At 39.3% G+C, this 18,542-nt stretch carries 15 protein-coding genes; 9 read left to right on the top strand and 6 right to left on the bottom strand.

Annotation, left to right across the window (positions count from 1 at the left end; translation table 11 throughout):
- Window positions 1–35: 35 nt before the first annotated feature.
- Window positions 36–503: a leucine-responsive transcriptional regulator Lrp gene (lrp, locus tag CW745_RS06075; protein ID WP_238596707.1), complete on the bottom strand. Its 468-nt coding sequence runs from the start codon at window positions 501–503 to the stop codon at window positions 36–38.
- A 335-nt stretch (window positions 504–838) separates the two neighbouring features.
- Here lrp and ald point away from each other — a divergent pair, with 335 nt between their 5' ends.
- The 3 genes from ald (at window position 839) to CW745_RS06060 (ending at window position 4,288) form a co-directional block, all read left to right on the top strand.
- Window positions 839–1,960 (top strand): alanine dehydrogenase, encoded by a 1,122-nt coding sequence (gene ald, locus CW745_RS06070; protein ID WP_101107669.1) that lies wholly within the window; start codon window positions 839–841, stop codon window positions 1,958–1,960.
- Between the two features lie 677 nt (window positions 1,961–2,637).
- On the top strand, window positions 2,638–3,438 hold the full coding sequence (locus tag CW745_RS06065) for an LEA type 2 family protein (protein ID WP_101107667.1): 801 nt from the start codon (window positions 2,638–2,640) through the stop codon (window positions 3,436–3,438).
- 103 nt (window positions 3,439–3,541) lie between these two features.
- Window positions 3,542–4,288 carry a transporter substrate-binding domain-containing protein gene (locus tag CW745_RS06060; RefSeq protein ID WP_101107665.1) on the top strand — a complete coding sequence of 249 codons (747 nt, stop codon included), beginning with the start codon at window positions 3,542–3,544 and terminating at the stop codon, window positions 4,286–4,288.
- Window positions 4,289–4,405: 117 nt separating this feature from the next.
- Here CW745_RS06060 and CW745_RS06055 read toward each other — a convergent pair whose 3' ends face one another.
- A complete protein-coding gene (locus CW745_RS06055; RefSeq protein WP_101107663.1) occupies window positions 4,406–4,666 on the bottom strand; it encodes a DUF2999 family protein in 261 nt (86 codons plus the stop codon).
- Window positions 4,667–5,402: 736 nt separating this feature from the next.
- Between CW745_RS06055 and CW745_RS06045 the strand changes: the two genes are divergently transcribed.
- Complete coding sequence (locus CW745_RS06045) at window positions 5,403–6,224, top strand: transporter substrate-binding domain-containing protein (protein WP_101107659.1); 822 nt, start codon at window positions 5,403–5,405, stop codon at window positions 6,222–6,224.
- 605 nt (window positions 6,225–6,829) lie between these two features.
- On the opposite strand, the gene CW745_RS06040 is transcribed toward CW745_RS06045, so the two are convergent.
- Together CW745_RS06040 and CW745_RS06035 are read right to left on the bottom strand one after the other, a co-directional pair.
- The gene (locus CW745_RS06040; RefSeq protein WP_101107657.1) at window positions 6,830–7,795 is read right to left on the bottom strand and encodes a fibronectin type III domain-containing protein; all 966 of its coding nucleotides are present in this window, start codon (window positions 7,793–7,795) and stop codon (window positions 6,830–6,832) included.
- Between the two features lie 316 nt (window positions 7,796–8,111).
- Window positions 8,112–9,200, bottom strand: a complete 1,089-nt coding sequence (locus CW745_RS06035; RefSeq protein ID WP_101107655.1) for a hypothetical protein — start codon at window positions 9,198–9,200, stop codon at window positions 8,112–8,114.
- 282 nt (window positions 9,201–9,482) lie between these two features.
- On the opposite strand from CW745_RS06035, the gene purE reads away from it, so the two are divergent.
- Both purE and CW745_RS06025 read left to right on the top strand, forming a co-directional pair.
- Window positions 9,483–9,965, top strand: a complete 483-nt coding sequence (purE, locus tag CW745_RS06030) for a 5-(carboxyamino)imidazole ribonucleotide mutase (protein ID WP_101107653.1) — start codon at window positions 9,483–9,485, stop codon at window positions 9,963–9,965.
- A 1-nt stretch (window position 9,966) separates the two neighbouring features.
- On the top strand, window positions 9,967–11,115 hold the full coding sequence (locus CW745_RS06025) for a 5-(carboxyamino)imidazole ribonucleotide synthase (protein WP_101107652.1): 1,149 nt from the start codon (window positions 9,967–9,969) through the stop codon (window positions 11,113–11,115).
- A gap of 46 nt (window positions 11,116–11,161) precedes the next feature.
- Here CW745_RS06025 and cra read toward each other — a convergent pair whose 3' ends face one another.
- A complete protein-coding gene (gene cra, locus CW745_RS06020; RefSeq protein ID WP_101107650.1) occupies window positions 11,162–12,142 on the bottom strand; it encodes a catabolite repressor/activator in 981 nt (326 codons plus the stop codon).
- A gap of 267 nt (window positions 12,143–12,409) precedes the next feature.
- Between cra and fruB the strand changes: the two genes are divergently transcribed.
- From fruB to fruA, 3 genes are read left to right on the top strand one after another with little or no spacing between them, the layout of a single operon-like run.
- A complete protein-coding gene (fruB, locus tag CW745_RS06015) occupies window positions 12,410–13,546 on the top strand; it encodes a fused PTS fructose transporter subunit IIA/HPr protein (RefSeq protein ID WP_101107648.1) in 1,137 nt (378 codons plus the stop codon).
- Between the two features lie 6 nt (window positions 13,547–13,552).
- A complete protein-coding gene (gene pfkB / locus CW745_RS06010) occupies window positions 13,553–14,536 on the top strand; it encodes a 1-phosphofructokinase (RefSeq protein WP_101107647.1) in 984 nt (327 codons plus the stop codon).
- A gap of 31 nt (window positions 14,537–14,567) precedes the next feature.
- Window positions 14,568–16,319, top strand: a complete 1,752-nt coding sequence (gene fruA / locus CW745_RS06005) for a PTS fructose transporter subunit IIBC (protein ID WP_101107645.1) — start codon at window positions 14,568–14,570, stop codon at window positions 16,317–16,319.
- Between the two features lie 643 nt (window positions 16,320–16,962).
- Here fruA and CW745_RS05995 read toward each other — a convergent pair.
- Window positions 16,963–18,330 (bottom strand): DUF4397 domain-containing protein, encoded by a 1,368-nt coding sequence (locus CW745_RS05995; protein WP_193755542.1) that lies wholly within the window; start codon window positions 18,328–18,330, stop codon window positions 16,963–16,965.
- Window positions 18,331–18,542: the final 212 nt, after the last annotated feature.

Genomic DNA, 18,542 nt, shown 5'->3' with positions numbered 1-18,542 from the left:
TCATTTCAACCACTATTGAATCATCATTAATGCGCCTAATGGGCAATATTAATTGCAGTCAAATCTTTCACTTCTTCCATTACCACATAAGTACGTGAGCTTTTTATATCAGGCAATGCAATTAAGGTTTCGCTGAGTACTTTACGATAGGCTGACATATCTGTAACGCGTGTTTTTAATAGGTAATCAAAGTCGCCTGATACAAGGTGACACTCCAAAATAGAGTCGAGTTCTTTTGCTGCTTGATTGAAGCGTTCAAATACATCAGGGCTAGAGCGTTTTAGTGTCAGTTCGATAAATACTAATAGTGATGCATTTAAATGTTTAGGATCGAGCAGTGCGGTGTACGATTTTATTACGCCTTGTTTTTCTAAACGTTTCACTCGCTCTAAACAAGGGGTTGGGCTCAAGCCTACTTTTTTGGACAAAGCGACATTAGAAATTCTCCCCTCTTTCTGTAATGCTCGTAAAATATGGCGATCTATTCTGTCTAGTGATATCAACCTAAACACCTCCTGCTTGCAGACTAAATAACTTTAAATGGTACGCTTGGTAGTTATATCAACTAAATACTAGTCGATAAACGCAGGAATAGAGTAAATAAAACTAGTAGAAGCTGCTTATAATAAACGCACCACTGTTAACGTTAACAAATTGATAACAATTTCAATTATACCATTGCGCATAATATGGCGGTCAAAGTGTGTTGAGAAAAATGATAGAGAGCAAGGCGTATGATTATGTAATCGCTGCTATTGCGCACTTACCTGTCATTAAACCAACAAGCTAGATCAGATACTTATGTAGATAGGTATTAATCAGTCAAGAGGGGAATATTATGCTTATTGGTGTGCCTAAAGAGATAAAAAATCATGAATATCGTGTTGGTATGGTCCCCGCTAGTGTGCGTGAATTAGTGCACAATGGCCATGAAGTGATTGTGCAACAAGATGCAGGTATTGGTGTTGGATTTAGCGACCAAGATTATATTGATGCCGGAGCGCTCGTTTACCCATTCGCAACTGATATTTTTGCTAAAGCAGAAATGGTTGTTAAGGTAAAAGAGCCCCTTACTGTTGAGCGTGCAATGTTACGAGAGGGACAGATTTTATTTACCTACTTACACCTCGCGCCTGATTTAGCACAAACCAAAGACTTAATAGATTCTCAAGCTATTTGTATCGCCTATGAAACCGTGACCGATGCTCGCGGAGGGTTACCTCTTCTCGCGCCGATGTCTGAGGTTGCAGGGCGTATGGCGATTCAAGCTGGCGCACAAACCTTAGAGAAATCTAATCAAGGTTGTGGGTTACTTCTCGGAGGTGTACCCGGCGTTGCTCCGGCCAAAGTGGTGATCGTCGGTGGTGGTATGGTGGGCAATAATGCTGCGCAAATGGCGGTAGGCCTAGGTGCAGATGTCACCATATTGGATCGTAATATAGAGACGTTACGTAATTTAAATATTCAGTTCGGCAATACAGCAAAAGTAATTTATTCCACTGCTGACGCATTAGAAAAAGAGGTGTTAGCTGCCGATTTAGTGATTGGCGCGGTGTTGATCCCGGGGGCTGCTGCACCGAAGTTGATTACTCGTGAACATATAGCTCATATGAAAGCGGGGGCCGCAATTGTTGATGTTGCCATTGACCAAGGTGGGTGCTTTGAAACATCTCATGCTACGACACATCAAGATCCCACCTATATTGTTGATGAAGTTGTACATTATTGCGTAGCTAATATGCCAGGTGCAGTTGCACGCACTTCAACTTTTGCGCTTAATAACGCGACCCTGCCCTATATTATTAAGATTGCCAATATGGGATACAACGCCGCTCTTAAAAGCGATAAAGGGTTATTGAACGGGCTTAATGTGATGAATGGTAAACTGACTTGTGAAAGTGTTGCTGAGGCACATCAGATGCAGTCATATTATGTACCTGCTGAGGCAATGATTAAGTAAAACCATTATTACGTGACTTTGTGCAGTTAATACCAATCAAATTAAGCATTCGATTTAAATTTGCTCAGGAAAGAGACTTAACTCAAGGCGAAAATTTACCTAAATGTTTGTTTCTTTTTTTGAAAATTTCAACGAAGCGATAAGTTACTTTAACCAGTAAAATAGATCTGTTATTTATTTCGTTTGGTATAACTATTGCTCAAAGTCGTTTTTATAATCAGGTTCTCCCGACTTTAACGTAATAACTGTATAGCATGAAGAGGCTACTAGAGGGCTGTTGATCTTTCGAGTTTATTTTTACAACAAATGTTGCCATTCGGGTTCAACACAACAAGGGTTGCCCTACGGGTTGTAAACATCCCACTTTGCCTTTGCTCTATTTGTCTATTTATAAAAGACAGAGTCTATAAGGTGTAGTATTTCCCTCCAGTAAACAAAATCGTAGTAAAGTAGGCAACAAGTGTTTCTCCTTTGAATTCGATATAATAGGCTTTGCCTTTGCAATATGTGACTGGGTTAAACAGTGCGCAATGCAAAACTAAAATAGCTTTTACTTATTGGCCGATTGAAAATCGCTTAACATGGAGGTTGTGCTGAAAACTTTAAACGGAAAAGTGCGATAAGCTCTAGAATCAATTAATACGTTCCATAACTTTGCTGAAATCATAGGCCCTTTCATGAAAAAAATTCTGATTACTTTGTTGCTAGTAACACTTACTGGCTGTTCTACATTACAAAATGAGCTAAAAAGTTATGTCAAACAGCCCAAAGTCAGTTATCAATCCATTGCCCTTGGAGAAGTTTCAACAAGTGAAATTGAGCTATTACCGAGGTTTAAAATTATTAATACAAATGATTTTTCTATACCGGTTAATAGTATTGATTATCAGCTTTCCTTAAACAATAAAACGCTATTAGAAGGAGAAACTGACGCTATTGGTACTTTACCTGCAAATGCAGATAAAGAGCTGAATTTATCTATTAAGTTGACGCAGGAGTCACTTTCATCATTAAAAAATATATTGTTAAACGAAAAGAAGATCGCCTATCAAATTGAAGGAACAGTGAATACGCTGGGTATGACTATTCCCTTTGAAAAATCCGCTGTGCTATTTCTTCCTGAGCTTAAAATAGGTGACTTACAGGTTAAAAGTGCCACTTTCGAGGAGGTAACGCTATTACTTAATCTTGAAATTGAAAACCTTAATGATTTTTCAATCCCACTTGATTCTGTTCGTTATGGAGTGTCATCTGCGGGTAAAGAGTTATTTACTGGTGGGCTTAGTAATCAAAAAATTTCGCATGGGAAAAACAGTATTGAAGTCCCACTAAGCATAAAACCTAGCGATCTTTTTAGTAATATTTTTTCATTGTTGTTAGATCCTCAGCTACCACTAAGTATTGAAATTGAGACCCCTTTTTATAGCAAAAGTTTTCAGCAACGTATTGACCTATCTTTGTTTATGTCTAATCAATAACCATAAAAAAAGCTATTTACTTTATTTTTAAGTAAGAGAGTTGGGCAGAAAGTATCTTCCAATCTAAAATAAAGATCTATTAATTAATTGATCGGGTTATGTTATGCGCTATACGAATAAATATCGTTTTTTTATCCTCATTTCCTTATGTTTTTCTGGCGTATTGCATGCTGGATCGGTTTATAAGGTAATGACTGAAGAGTTTCACCCCTTTGGCTATTATAACGACGATGGAGAATTTACTGGGGTGGCCGTTGAAATTACTCGATTATTACTCAAAGAAGTCGGACACCCTGATAATATTCAAGTTCTTCCTTGGGCAAGAGCTGTAAAAAATATTGAACATAAACCTAATCACCTTTTATTTGCCATGGCAAGAACTGCTGATAGAGAGGATAAATACCAATGGGTTGGGCCCATATTAGCTGATAGTATTTATCTATTTCAACGTGCTGAGCATGATACTTTTTATCAACTAACATCGCAGGCAAAGCAAGTTGATTTTATTGCAGTTACACGTGATTTTCCTGAGCAAGTCTTCTTAGAAGATTTAGGTTTTTCAAATTTAGTATTAACCAATAATCCCAAGCAGTCGGTTAAAATGTTAATGACTGGAAGGGTACCATTAATGGCCGCAGGGTCTGCTGTCATGCATGATTTGGTCGTTAATAGTGGCTTTCAAGCGAAAGACTTTAAACGTACTGGCATTAGGCTTTTTTCGACGGATCTTTATCTAGCTTTTTCTAAAAATATCCCAGTACAAGAAATTAAGCGTTGGCAAATGGCTTTAGATAATTTGAAACTTCAAACGCAGTATCAAGAAATACTTGAAGCCTATCACTTCGATTAGCTGTTAATGCAAATTGAACCAGTATTTAAAATATGTTGGTGCCTTCAAGGAACTGTCTTATAAGGCACCATAGAGCGATATAGAAAAGCCGAAGCTTATGTAATGTTGCTAATAGGTTTATTGTTGCTGCTGTTGAAGTTTTTCTTTGGCCGCTTCAACTTTGGCAAAGTCTAATCCTAGTTCTTCCACTGCTTGTTTAATTAAATCAGGCTGGCTCATGACTAACATCATTAGTGGTTGTAACTTTTCGGATGGAATGCCGAGGCTTTGAATAATCGTCATTGCTCCGAGTGGATTCTCGGTTAATGTTTGAAAAACCTCTGCGATTTTTTCATCACTAACATTATGCTCTTTAAGTGTTTGTATGATTGGATTCATTAATAATCTCCTTTAGATCAAATGTAATGCAATCTACCTGATAATTATAAAATGTAAAACCACCCACGCTTAAATATTTTGGTAAGCATACTATTTGTTTTACAAATTACTAGGGTCTGTTGATCTTTCAAGTTTATTTTTGCAACAATTTGTTGGCTATTTATACAAGGCTGAGCCTATGCCGTGTGGTTATTCCACATCAATAGGCGAAAACGCAGTAAAAATGGTCAACAAATGTTGCCCTTCGGGTTCAACACAACACGCTTTGCCCTGTGTTAGACGAAATTCGCTTAGAATGACTAAGCCACATCCCGTCTGCCTTGCTCAAAACGCGTTGTGTTGAACAAAATTTAAACGGCAAAGATCAACAGACCCTAGGTTATATACATATCCGAATATGTCGTTATCTAGATCTCAGACTCCTCTTCATGTTGTCATAAATTTTCAATTAATATCGCGGTTATGTGATTAAAGAACTATCGTTATTAAGTAACTTCAGTTCTGGATAAGCAAAGCGATACAATACCGCTATTTGCGTGAATTTCGGCGTTAAATCATCTACCAATAACCCGTTATTGCGACGATAATTTGCCTTGAACTACGCAAAACTAGCAGTACGGTATTATAAAAGTAGCAACATCATGATTTTAAACATCATAACGCTTCCATTCACCAGAATTGAGGTTAAGTATCTTTTATGACTTTGAAATAAAGGGTTATTAAATTAAGGATTAAGATGGACAATAAATTGAGAAGAAGTGCCTGTTCTTCCCTGCTTTTTTTTAAGTGTTGTATAACTGTTATCTTATTTATAACTTTTAGTACGTGCTCTCCTCTATTTGCGAAAAATCAAGTAAAAGTCGCTTTTGGAAATTCATTATTGCCTTGGGTTATGCCGGATCAAGATCGCGGTATTTTGGTGGATCTTGCTCGCGCCTCATTTGATAAGAGTCCTTATCAAATGTTACCGGTTTATTATCCTTACGCCCGCAGAATTAAAGCTTATAAGAGTGGTCATGTCGATGTTGTTACCGATATTACGCCACAGGTAGTGGTTGAAGAGAAGTTGATAGGGTACCTCTCTGATCGTTTTTATTATTATGAGAATGTTGTCATTTCGTTAAGTGAAAAAAGCTTTAAAATAAACAGTTTAAAAGATATAAGCTCGCTGAGAATATTAGCTTGGCAAGGGGCGATTGAAACATTAGGTACTGAATATGCTTTAATGGCATTGTCTAACCCTTTCTATAAAGAGACTTTTAATCAGCAATCTCAAGTTGAAATGTTGTTTAAAAAGCGTACCGATGTCATACAGTTAGATACTCAAATATTTCATTATCTACGTCATAAATTAGCACAAGAAGGTAAAATAGATACTTATGCCCGCGTCGATTATGCACCGATATTGGGACGTAACTATTGTGCTTTTTTGTTTAGGGATGAAGTAACTCGTGATGCTTTTAATAAGGAGGTAAGGGCACTTATAAAACAGGAGGAGAAAATTCAACGGATTTATAAACATTACACCAATCATTTAACGGATATAACTTTTCGATAATGTTAATAAAGGCAAAACTTGTTTTTTAATGCGAAATACTGCTTGCTCTTTTAAGGCTTCATTTGACGCAGTAACTTTGATGAGCCACCACGCTATGCCGAATTTACCTAAAAAGCGTTTACTTACTATTTTCTTTGCCTATTAATCTTAATTTGGTTAATGAAAGCGTTATAGTATTTTGAATTAGGGAGTAGTGATTTTTAATATACAGTGCTGTTCAACTTGCGTAATTCAGGCGAATTACCGTCGTGATAATAGGAGATTGTAATACCAAACTGAGTTAAGTATATGGTCTAAATTTTCGTAGGAAAAATAGCTTAATTCAATGCATAAGTTGAGATAAATGGCTGTTCCTTTGGTGAAACTTATAACCAAGAAATAAGTTGTTGTAACCTGTAAAATAGAACCGCTATTTATTTAGATTGGTATTAGATAACTTAACGCAGACGTTGGCCGAAATAGCAGTGTGGATTTACTTATCTAGAACTGAGGTTATATAGGGCGCAATTTGGGACTGAAAATAAACAGTTATGAAAAAGGCGACTGCATTATTAAGAATGGTCGCCTTTGAAAAGTACTTTTAGTACATAATTTTTAAAGCATCGCTACTCTGTATTTGCCTCGGTAAATATTATCCCTGCAACTCTAATTGCGCTTTTTCCTTTATGTCTTCCAAGCGGAGTTATTGTCACGGGCGTATACTCATCAAAGGAGATATCAACGGTTGCATAATGCCATGTATCGAGAGTAGGTAAGGTAATTAAGTGAGACATCTCTCCTGCTTGAATATGCAGTGCGGCGTCACCACCTTCCAAGCCCCATACTCCGAGCGATAGGTATAATGTAGCGACTTGTCTTTTTCCATACCCTTGTAAACTAAAGGTCACGTTATTTTTATCGTTAAATTTAAATTTAGCAAAACCTCTGTCAAGCTCCTCCCCTTGCTCTTTAAACCTGTATGCGCCAGAATCCTTAAACTTTAATAGTCCTGCATTAATATCAAAGTTAAGGTCGGTAACCTCTTCCATTGTGTAATCACTGTTGTATGGGTAATTACTTTTGAAGCTATAAAACTCACGGCCATCAAGTTTAATCCTGCCTGGACGGCCACTGAATTGTGATGTAATTGTTGTTGTGGTTGTTGGATCTGTAGCTGCCGCGGGATCGTCTACCCAAACACAAGCATCGTCAGAATAGCTTTTTCCTGCTTGATTATAGGCAGCGATACGGTAGCAATATTCTCCTTCAGGTAAAATTTCTGAGTCAGTATAATCTGTCGAGTTTAATGGCAGTGAAGCAATTAAGTCATACCCCTGTTCCTCTTCTGCTCGACGCACGACCTGATAACCATCTTCATTGGTTGCATAATCATCCCATGAAATGACAACTTCCGAAGCTCCTCCTGCTGCGGTAGGAAATAATTCAGTAAGCTCATTCACTTGATAAATAAGGTATTCTTGCCAAGCCCTATAACTAACAAATGAAAGTAGTGCTGCTAGTACGGTTAATAAAGCGATATTCTGTGGTGATGAGATCAATCTTAGGATTGATTTTTGTTGCATTGTAGACATGACCAACTCCCTTTTCCCTAGTCGATGAGAAGTGCTACAAATGTCAAAATACGCGCGTACATATGCAGTACTTACTACCGTTTGTTATAGCAACAATAGTATCCAGTTGGTATTTTTACCATTCAATTCACTGTGTTTTTTTTATTTATATTTGCTATAAAATGTTGTTTATTTTTGTTGTGAAGAGAAAGAAAAAAATGAGTGCTTGTTTATTAATAGCTTATAAGGAAATGTCAGGGTTATAATGAATGGTAAAGGCGGAGAGTGAGCTTAAAAAAGCCAACACATCAATGAATGGTATTGGCTTAGCGTATAATTACTGCCTATCTATTAACTTGTAATTAGCTGGAACTTCAAATTTACTGTCGTTAATCATTTTCTCTGATACCGAAGTAACATCATAAATATAACGTACGCGTGCATCTTTCATCCATTCTGCTATTACTTTATCTGCGTTTTTTTCTGCTTCATCTTTTAATAGCCCACCTAAGAAATTAGTTGCGGTATCGGCTAAATCTGCATTTAAATCTAGTTTCGCGCTTTCTTTTTTGGGCTTTACTTCAGCACAGGCTTTGTTGTCTTGAAACCATTCAAACTTTATAGAGAGAGGATAACCTTGAATTTTATTAAGCTCTGCTACAAACTCACTGAGTGCTTCACTATCTGTTTTCTCAATATCACCTGTAAATGAACTGATTGCTTTATAACCCTCTTTGCCTAATAAGCGCACAATAGCATTATTGTCGCCTACTGCATCTAGGTAATTATCTGTTGCTGTTTGATGTACCTTCCACGCTTTTTTAATTTCAGCGTTTGGCGTTGTCGTCCAAAATATAAATTGAATTAAATTAGTATCTTTCTTACCTTTTTCATCTTCAAAGCTCAGTGTCCAGGTGAGCGTATACTCTTCAGTCGGTAGGCCGGAAATGCTTCTCTGCTGGCCTGTTTTATTGACTTCATAGTTGTTTTCAACGACTGATACCTGACAACTTTTATCTTCATAGCTTTCGTATTCCTCCTCCTCCTCTGGGCTCTCTTCGACCTTTGCCATATATTCTTCAAGTGGGTTCTTACAACCTGCGAGAGGACACTCGAGATAAGATTCATCTTCGTGATCAATGTTGAGTAATAGGTTTTGATCAATACGAAAAACGACACTTGTATCATAATTTGCCCACGCCATATAAAAGCTATCAAATTCTGCTTTTTCATGGATAGTGCGTTTATCCGCTTGTGTATATACAGTCTGGACGCCTTGGTGATCGGGAATATATAGGCCATTTAAGGTATATTTTGCTGTTAGTACTGATGTGGGATGTTGTGGCGTATTATCAACAGCGGTGTTTGCACAGGCGGTGATTAGTCCTGTCGCCATTAGTGCTAAGTAAATTTGTTGCAGTTTCATGATCTTCCTTGTCAAATAAAAGTCAATATTATCAATAAATCAATGCGTTAAGTCAATTAATTAATTTCTGTCATTCATGTCACTATTGCTGGCCCTATAAAAGTAACTCTTAATAAGAAAATAAAAGTAGATCATTCTATCAAGCGCACCGTTAAATCTATCTAGCAAAGATAATTTTCCACTATTTTGTATCTTCTGACTGGTTCTATTAACTACTCGCTATGTGTATAATCACGCACAAATCGTAATTGTTAACACCCCAAAACCTATGCAGGAGTATGTATGAAAGTTGGTATTATTATGGGCTCAAAGTCTGACTGGCCGACCATGGAACACGCGGCGAATATGTTAGAATCATTTGGAATTGCATATGAAACACGTGTTGTTTCAGCACATAGAACCCCACAATTATTAGCAGATTATGCATCAAGTGCAGCTGAGCGTGGCATTAAAGTGATTATTGCTGGTGCTGGTGGTGCTGCGCACTTGCCTGGTATGGCTGCCGCTTTTACAAGCTTGCCTGTGTTAGGTGTTCCGGTTCAGTCAAAAGCCCTGAAAGGAATAGATTCTTTGCTTTCAATTTGTCAGATGCCAAAAGGCGTTGCAGTTGGTACGTTAGCTATTGGTGAAGCCGGGGCTGCTAATGCGGGTTTATTAGCCGCACAAATTTTAGGTTGTCAGCAACCTGAATTACTTGCGAAAATCGATGAGTTTCGTGCACAGCAAACTGATTCTGTATTAGCTAACCCAGATCCTGCGATTTAATATGAATATATTAGTTTTAGGTGCAGGGCAACTTGCACGCATGATGAGCTTAGAAGGCGCTCCGCTTAATTTGCATGTGCGCGCTTACGATGTGGGGTCAGAGCAAATAATTCACCCTCTGACTTTTCATTCTTTTGAGCAAACGTTAGTTGAAGCGATAGCAATGGTTGATGTGATCACCTGCGAATTCGAACATATTCCTGACGATGTGCTTGAGTTATGTTGTCAAAGTGGGAAGTTCTTCCCTGGTAAGGCCGCCATTAAAACAGGTGGCGATCGTAGTATCGAAAAAAACTTATTGGAAAAGAGTGGCGTACCCTCAGCACCCTTTAAATTAATTACTGAGCGTGAACATCTTATTGAAGCCGTATCGTTATTAGGCTTGCCTTTGGTAATCAAAACTTGTCAAGCAGGGTATGATGGAAAAGGCCAATGGCGTCTTAAGTCACTCGAGCAGGTTGATGAAATCTGGGCTGAAATGGCTGGATTTATTGCCAGTGGTAGTGATGACTTCCCGCACACTATTATTGCTGAAAAGATGATCCCTTTTGATCGTGAAGTTTCAGTAATTGGTGCGCGTGATAAAGCGGGTAATGTGCATATCTACCCGGTTACTGAAAATCAGCATACTGATGGCGTGTTAACTCTGTCATTGGCTGCGGAAATAGATGCTAATGTGCAACAACAAGCGATCGATGCCTTCCATAAACTAGCAACAAGCATGGATTATGTTGGTGTATTAGCGATTGAGTTCTTTGATGTTGATGGTCAGCTAATGGTCAATGAGATTGCACCTCGTGTACACAACTCAGGACATTGGAGCCAACAGGGGACTGCTTGTAGCCAGTTTGAGAATCACTTACGCGCTGTTGCAGGTCTACCATTAGGTGATACACAACTACAAAAGCCAAGTGTGATGATTAATGTATTAGGCCAAGCAAGTATTAGTTCAAAGGTACTTGAAATCAGTGATGTGAAAAGTCATTGGTATGGTAAAGCGCAAAGAGCAGGGCGTAAAATGGGACATATCAATGTTTCTGCGCCAACTAATGTTGAGCTTGGACAAAAATTATTGCAACTTGCAGCGCTTCTGCCTGAGGCAGATTACCCCGGCGTATTAGCGACAGGGCAACGCTTGATAAAGAGTTAATATCAGTAGTCTCTCTTACCTTAAAAACCGAGTTTAACTCGGTTTTTTATTGGCGCAGAATAAGTTTTCGAGGAATTAATTCTATGCCGGCTTGATAACGCTTAGCGGATGCATTTAAGCCTAAGCCTAAGGCGCTCTCTGCAATCAGTTCAAACTGTTGTGATAACGAATTAATTTTAAAGGGTAAAAAGTCTAGTAAACGATTATCACCAAAGGTGCCGAGTTTGACCTTTGACATCAATTCAGGGTGTTCGATAATCACATCTAGTACTCCTTCTAATAAAATATAGGAGGTGGTAATAATGGCATCGGGAACGCAGTCATTTTTTATCCATTGTTGAAAAATAGTTTTACCTGCTTCGCTATTAAAATGATCTCCGTAACCACTGATCGTTTTTATCCCTTTTAGTTTTGCTTGTGCCTGAAAACCCGCATGACGCTGACGCGAAATATTAAGTTCAGCAAGCGCGCCAATAAGACCGATTGATTTTACCTGTGGGCTGATCACTGATTCAGTCAATTCATAAGCACCATCGAAATCTTCACTGATAACGCAACCAAAGAACTCATCATCTAAGGCTCGATCTAGTGCGATGATCGGCGTGCCTTGTTGTTGGATCTTTAAATAATAGTCACTGCCATTAGGCAGTGCGCTAGCGACAAATAGAGCATCAACACGACGACTTAATAACGCTTGAACCACGTTTTTTTCAATTTCTGGGTCGTCGTCAGAACAAGCGATTAAGATTTGATAGCCTGCTTTGCGCGAATTTGACTCTAGTAGCTTGGCTAATTTTGCATAACTACTGTTTTCGAGATCGGGAATGATCAAACCAAAAGATCGGCTACTTCCGGCACGCAAAGAAGAAGCTGCGTGATCTGGCTGATAGTTGTGTTCATTGACGATCGCCATGACCTTTAATTGGGTTTTTTCACTAATACGGTACTTCTGTGCTTTACCATTAATGACATAACTGGCTGTGGTTTTTGAAACGCCAGCAAGTTTGGCAATTTGATCTAATGTCATGGGTAAGATCCTTATTTTTGTCGACAAGATCATAAAAAATTCGATCTTGATAATATAATACTTGCATTATACGCTGAATCGATTCAGTATAAAAGCTGAAAGGTTTCAGCAAAATTGAAAAGTATGAAATTCATGCTATTTTTATTATTAAAACAGTAAAAAGCAATTTGCTGAATTTTTTTGACTTATTTGCTGAATCGTTTCAGCCTTGTTCAGTAAACTATTTTTTATTAGCGATTTTATAAACCAAGCGAGAGGCGATGACCCATGCTGAAATTAACCAACAATGATATAACTTTACAACGAGCAGCAGACGACAAGCTGACGGCGATTAAGGCAATCGCACAGCAGTTGACCGAGAGTGGCCTGGTCGCCAATGGCTATGTGGACGGTATGCTTAATCGTGAGCAACAAAACTCAACCTTTTTAGGAAATGGTATAGCCATTCCTCATGGTACGACCGATACCCGTGATTTAGTGAATAAAACTGGCGTGGTCGTGCATCACTTTCCTGAAGGGGTGAATTGGGGAGATGGCAACATCGCTTATGTTGCAATTGGTATCGCGGCTAAATCCGATGAACACCTTGGTATTCTCAAGCAATTAACGAAAGTGCTTTCAAATGACGGTGTTGAAGAGAAACTTAAACAAGCTAAAAGTGCAGAGGATATTATTGCTTTACTCAATGGTGATGTGCAGTTTGAGGCTGACTTTAATAGTGCGCTTATTCAATTAAACTTCCCTGCAACAGAGATGATGCAAATGAGTGCAGTGGCTGGCGGATTATTAAAGAATAATGGTCAGGTTGAAAGCAAATTTGTTGCTGAGTTGGTTTCTAAAGAGCCGACACACCTTGGGGGCGGGTTATGGCTAATCAGTAGCAATCAAGGTGTTAAACGTTCTGCAATGTCATTATTAACCACTTCAGAATCATGTCAGTTTAAAGGCTTGCCTGTTAAAGGTTTGATTGCGATTGCTGCTTGCAACGCTTCTCATTGCACGTTTTTATCTACTATCACTCGGGTTGTTTTTGAACAACAACAGGCGTTGTTGCTGGCTGCAACGGCAGAGCAAATTGTTGAATTTTTTGCTAATGCTGAACAAGCGCCTGAGGCTGAAGTCAGTGCGGATAATGTTGCACAATTCAAAATAAACAATGCCCATGGCTTACATGCTCGCCCAAGTGCCATGTTGGTCGCTGCGGTTAAGCAATACCAATCAAATGTGAGCGTTATCAATCTCGACGGCGATGGAAAATCGGTGGATGCCAAAAGTTTAATGAAAGTGATTGGTTTAGGCGTATCACATGGTCACACATTGCAATTTACCGCTGACGGCCCTGATGCTAAAGAAGCGTTAGCGGGCATTGGTGAAGCGATTGGTTCTGGCTTGAGCGAGGGGTAATTAAAGATGAATAATAACGATTTAGCGACTAAAAAAGTAGTCACTATCACCTTAAATCCAGCATTAGATTTAACCGGAAGTTTAGATTCTCTTGCGCTAGGGTCAGTGAACTTAGCGAACCAAGGCTCACTTCATGCTGCTGGTAAAGGCGTTAACGTTGCAAAAGTGCTTGCTGATTTAGGCGCAGAAGTGACGGTAACAGGTTTTTTAGGTCGCGATAACGAACAAGCTTTTTGCCAATTGTTTAAACAAATGAATGCTAATGATGAATTTATTCGTGTTAACGGTGCAACACGCATTAACGTTAAATTAGTCGAAAAAAATGGCCAAGTTAGCGATATTAATTTCCCCGGCTGTGAAATCTCAGCACAAGCAATCAGTGAATTTGAACAGTGTTTATTTGATCTGGCTAAAACCCATCATTTTTTTGTATTGGCGGGGAGTTTACCAAAAGGTATTTCGCCTGAGTTGTGCGCAGGTTGGATTGAAAAACTACATCAAATGGGTAAAAAAGTGATCTTTGATAGTAGCCGTGCTGCGCTTGCCGCTGGGTTAGATGCACATCCTTGGTTGATTAAGCCTAATGATGAAGAGCTTTCTGAATTTGTGGGTCGTGCGTTACAAACACCTCAAGCGTGTCAACAAGCAGCACAAGATCTTGCCGCTAAAGGCATTGAAAACATCGTTGTTTCATTGGGCTCAAAAGGGGTGATGTGGTTAGGTAAAGATACGTTGCATCAACCAATATGGCGTTATTCACAACCCCCGAAAATGAATGTTGTTAGCACAGTGGGTGCTGGCGATACCTTAGTAGCAGGGATGTGCTGGGGGCATCTCAACCAATGGCAAGCAGAGCAAACCTTATCATTTGCTACTGCGCTTTCCGCTCTGGCTGTATCACAAGTTGGTGTGGGTGTGACAGACATTGAAGCTGTCACTGAATTACAAAAACAAGTTACTTTTAATAATCCTATTTCTAGCCACGCTTAATCGCGTTCAAAATATAACTTAAGGACTGAACATGAAAAATATAGCTATTGTAACAGCTTGCCCAAGTGGCGTAGCGAACAGCATTATTGCAGCGGGCTTGTTAAAGCAAGCAAGCGAGGCATTAAACTTAAATGCAACGATTGAGTGTCAATCAAGCGTTTTGCCTGTTGAACTGCTAAACAGTTCAGATATTGATGCCGCTGATGCCATTATCATTGCCACAAATTGTGTTATCGATACAACCCGATTTATTGGTAAAAAAGTATATCAAAGCGAAATTTCCGCTTGTACTTCTGATCCCCAAGCATGGTTAGAAAACGCACTTGCAAGTGCACAAACATTAAACGAATCCCAAGCATTAGGCGTCGTTGCCGATGCAACAATCCTTAACACTGAAAGTGCAGGCATTAAGAAAATTGTTGCCATTACTGCTTGTCCAACAGGGGTTGCACATACGTTTATGGCGGCTGAAGCCCTAGAAGGTGAAGCGAAACGCCAAGGACATATTATTAAGGTTGAAACACGCGGTTCGGTTGGCGCAAAAAATCAGTTAACCGATGAAGATATTAGTGAAGCCGATTTAGTGATTATTGCCGCTGATATTGAAGTGCCATTAGATCGTTTCAATGGCAAGCGACTCTATAAAACGAGCACCGGCTTGGCGCTTAAGAAAACCGAACAAGAAATGAATAAAGGCTTTGCTGAGGCAACTATTTTTCAAGCATTAGGTAATGCAAGTAATGCTAAAACAGAAGAGAAAAAAGGCGTTTATAAACACTTGATGACAGGTGTTTCGCACATGTTACCTGTAGTTATTGCGGGTGGTTTATTGATTGCACTATCTTTTGTTTTTGGTATCGAAGCCTTTAAAGAGGAAGGTAGCATTGCCGCTACGTTGATGGATATTGGTGGTGGTGCCGCTTTTGCACTCATGATTCCTGTATTGGCAGGCTTTATTGCCTTTTCGATTGCGGATCGCCCTGGTTTAGCGCCTGGTTTAATTGGTGGTATGTTGGCAAGCCAACTTGGCGCTGGTTTCCTAGGTGGTATCGTGGCTGGCTTTATTGCCGGTTACGCTGCGAAATTTATTGCTGATAAAGTGTCTTTACCACAATCGATGGAAGCACTGAAACCGATTTTGATTATTCCTTTTGTGGCAAGTTTATTTACCGGCTTAGTGATGATCTATGTTGTTGGTGGCCCGGTTGCTGCTATTATGACTGGGTTAACTGAATTTTTAACTAATATGGGCTCAGCGAATGCGGTAATGTTAGGTATCTTACTTGGTTGTATGATGTGTTTCGATTTAGGTGGACCGGTAAATAAAGCTGCTTATACCTTTGGTGTTGGTCTATTAGCTTCTCAATCTTACGGCCCGATGGCTGCTATTATGGCAGCTGGTATGGTGCCTGCATTAGGCATGGGCTTAGCGACATTCCTTACTAAAAACAAGTTTGAAGCGAGTGAACGTGAAGCGGGTAAAGCCTCTTTTGTATTAGGTTTGTGCTTTATTTCTGAAGGTGCGATTCCATTTGCAGCTAAAGACCCAATGCGTGTTATCCCTGCTTGTATGGCTGGTGGCGCACTAACTGGCGGTTTATCAATGCTATTTGGTGCTGAATTATTAGCGCCTCATGGTGGGCTATTTGTTCTGCTGATTCCAAATGCGATTTCTCCTGTGTTGATGTATTTGCTAGCGATTGCCGCCGGTACCGCAGTGACTGGCTTTGGTTATGCGTTCTTGAAAAAAAGAGCTGATGAGAAATTAGCGGTAGCCGCTTAAAGCGCTTAATCATTTTGATTAAATAAACAGGGGGTAATAGTGAGAGCTGTTAGCCCCTATTTTTTATTGGATGAATTATGTTGTTAGCTCTAACCAATGTTTAGCTTGCTCAAGAGTATTAAAGTATTAAAGTATTGATGGGTGACTCCAGCTGATTGATAGCAACGGTTCATTTGTTTCGTTACGACTTTTTTACACTCTAAATCGCCAGTGACGACAGCACATTTGTATAACCTGCGTCATTTTTGTTCAATTAAACTTGCGAGTCAGCGCTAACTCGGCTTCTGGTGTAAATAGGCTCATTTTATGTAGTATCACAACTTGTTTCCACGGCTTAACCTCAAGTACTTTGATACATGCCATTAATGAGTGTTGGCAGTGCAAAATTAACTCTTCATTAAAAGGACCCGTTGCATCGATTATTAACAAGTTGCTTTTATTTTTACTTCAAAAATACCATGTTCATTGAATCTCATCGAAGAGTGCTCTCTTTTGTTGATACTAAAGATTTTAGTCTGCACTGAAAATTATATTGTGAATAGCTGTTTTAATCCAATTTTGCAGTTATTAAAGAGAGGGAAGGAATGGTTTAAGTGATGCTTGTAGATAAACAGCCCTTACGGGCTGTTTTATAGCGTATGGATTAATCGTCTAAGCTAATCACATCAACACCGCCTGCTTTAGTATCAACAGCAACTAAGGTAGTTAAAGTACCTGCTTTAAGTGGCAGTAGAGCGGGGCCGACAGCAATATTATTTGCATCGCCTGTAGGTGTGATCATGATGTAGGCTTCTCCTGGCATCACATCGAGGATTGTTGAGTCACCTTTGTAAGCTACATTTTTTAAAATGGTATCATCTTCACTTGGGCTGGCATCATCACTTACGTAAATATCAACATTTCCTGCTAGTGTTGACGCGTGTATTGCACGTAGTTTGGCTGCCGTTGCAACTCTGCGTTTATCATCAGCAACAACAAATAATTCATCATTTTCGATGCTATCACCTAGGTTTCCAATCGCAAGTGCGGTATAAATTTTAGCGTTCTCTAAAGTTGGCATTAAAGTGAGTGCATCAACAACTTGTGCTGGTGATGTGCCATTCACAGCAACATTAAAAGTATATTCACCTGCTGGTACTGTTAAGTAATCGGTATGGTTTGGATATGTTAAGTTATACAGTGGGCTATCCATTGCTGGTGCCGTTGAGTTCACCCATACATCCACACCAGGAGCGTCAGAAATAGTGTGTGCAACACGAATATCACTACCTGTGTCCATGTCGTGGACAAGTACGGTGTCACTTCCTGTATCAACCACTAACGAAACAGGAGCATCACCACCTGCTGTATTATTTGTTGCGAGTGCAACCCAATCAGAGCCCGCTGGTACATTGATTGAGCCAGAGTCATAATAAACTACGCTACTGTCCGTATCACTGGTAATGCGAATTTGGTAATCACCGGCAGGTACTTCTACAGCATCTGAGCTTGCTTTATAAGCGAGATCGTCCGCAAAGGGGGTTACATCACTGAGGTCTGCGCCTGGTGCTGTAATAAATACATCAACTGTTGGGGCATCAGGGGCACTATGAACCGCTTGAACACGGGCGCCTGAAGGAGCGATGTCATCTCTGGCTACGATTAATGGTCCAAAAGCCATTGCATTGTCTTCACCAAGTAAAGCCGCTTTACCCGTTGCGATCACGTTATATTCGGTGCCTGACATTAAATCAAGTGTCGTTTCATCAAGTACAGTGACCGTCTCCCCATTAGGTAAGATAGCCTCAATTTGAACCGTATGGGTTCCCGATGTGACACTAATTTGTCCTGATGTTTGTTGGTAGTCAACACCCGATAATGCTTTTTCTCCATCTAGCCAAACGTCCACTTTAGGGGCATCAGGCGAAGCATGGAATACACGAATTTGACTCATATCCATATCGTCATTATCACTACTATTACAAGCTGTTAATGTTGCTGCAATTACAGAAGCTAAGGCTAATTTTTTCATGTTTCTCATTATCATTCTCCATTTGTTAGTGTCGAGAAAGATACGCAGGCATAAAATGAATGGATCAATTATTTATTTTATTCCATCAAAAAAAATGCTTTTTGGGGCTTTTTGAGTTGTTGCAAATAGTTATTAACGCTAATAGAAATGAGGTTTACAGGCGAGTTTTAATTAAATTAAAAAAATACTTTTTTATTTGAAAAATTAAATAA

It is taken from the genome of Psychromonas sp. psych-6C06 (assembly GCF_002835465.1).
Lineage (GTDB): Bacteria > Pseudomonadota > Gammaproteobacteria > Enterobacterales > Psychromonadaceae > Psychromonas.
This window is presented reverse-complemented; position numbering and strand designations above follow the sequence as displayed.

Excerpts from the sequence above, each read along its gene's own strand:
- CW745_RS06025 (WP_101107652.1), top strand. The coding sequence starts at position 9,967 with ATGAATATATTAGTTTTAGGTGCAGGGCAACTTGCACGCATGATGAGC.
- purE (WP_101107653.1), top strand. The coding sequence starts at position 9,483 with ATGAAAGTTGGTATTATTATGGGCTCAAAGTCTGACTGGCCGACCATG.
- CW745_RS06040 (WP_101107657.1), bottom strand. The coding sequence starts at position 7,795 with ATGTCTACAATGCAACAAAAATCAATCCTAAGATTGATCTCATCACCA.
- CW745_RS06055 (WP_101107663.1), bottom strand. The coding sequence starts at position 4,666 with ATGAATCCAATCATACAAACACTTAAAGAGCATAATGTTAGTGATGAA.
- CW745_RS06045 (WP_101107659.1), top strand. The coding sequence starts at position 5,403 with ATGGACAATAAATTGAGAAGAAGTGCCTGTTCTTCCCTGCTTTTTTTT.
- fruA (WP_101107645.1), top strand. The coding sequence starts at position 14,568 with ATGAAAAATATAGCTATTGTAACAGCTTGCCCAAGTGGCGTAGCGAAC.
- cra (WP_101107650.1), bottom strand. The coding sequence starts at position 12,142 with ATGACATTAGATCAAATTGCCAAACTTGCTGGCGTTTCAAAAACCACA.
- CW745_RS05995 (WP_193755542.1), bottom strand. The coding sequence starts at position 18,330 with ATGAAAAAATTAGCCTTAGCTTCTGTAATTGCAGCAACATTAACAGCT.
- CW745_RS06060 (WP_101107665.1), top strand. The coding sequence starts at position 3,542 with ATGCGCTATACGAATAAATATCGTTTTTTTATCCTCATTTCCTTATGT.
- ald (WP_101107669.1), top strand. The coding sequence starts at position 839 with ATGCTTATTGGTGTGCCTAAAGAGATAAAAAATCATGAATATCGTGTT.
- pfkB (WP_101107647.1), top strand. The coding sequence starts at position 13,553 with ATGAATAATAACGATTTAGCGACTAAAAAAGTAGTCACTATCACCTTA.
- fruB (WP_101107648.1), top strand. The coding sequence starts at position 12,410 with ATGCTGAAATTAACCAACAATGATATAACTTTACAACGAGCAGCAGAC.
- CW745_RS06065 (WP_101107667.1), top strand. The coding sequence starts at position 2,638 with ATGAAAAAAATTCTGATTACTTTGTTGCTAGTAACACTTACTGGCTGT.
- CW745_RS06035 (WP_101107655.1), bottom strand. The coding sequence starts at position 9,200 with ATGAAACTGCAACAAATTTACTTAGCACTAATGGCGACAGGACTAATC.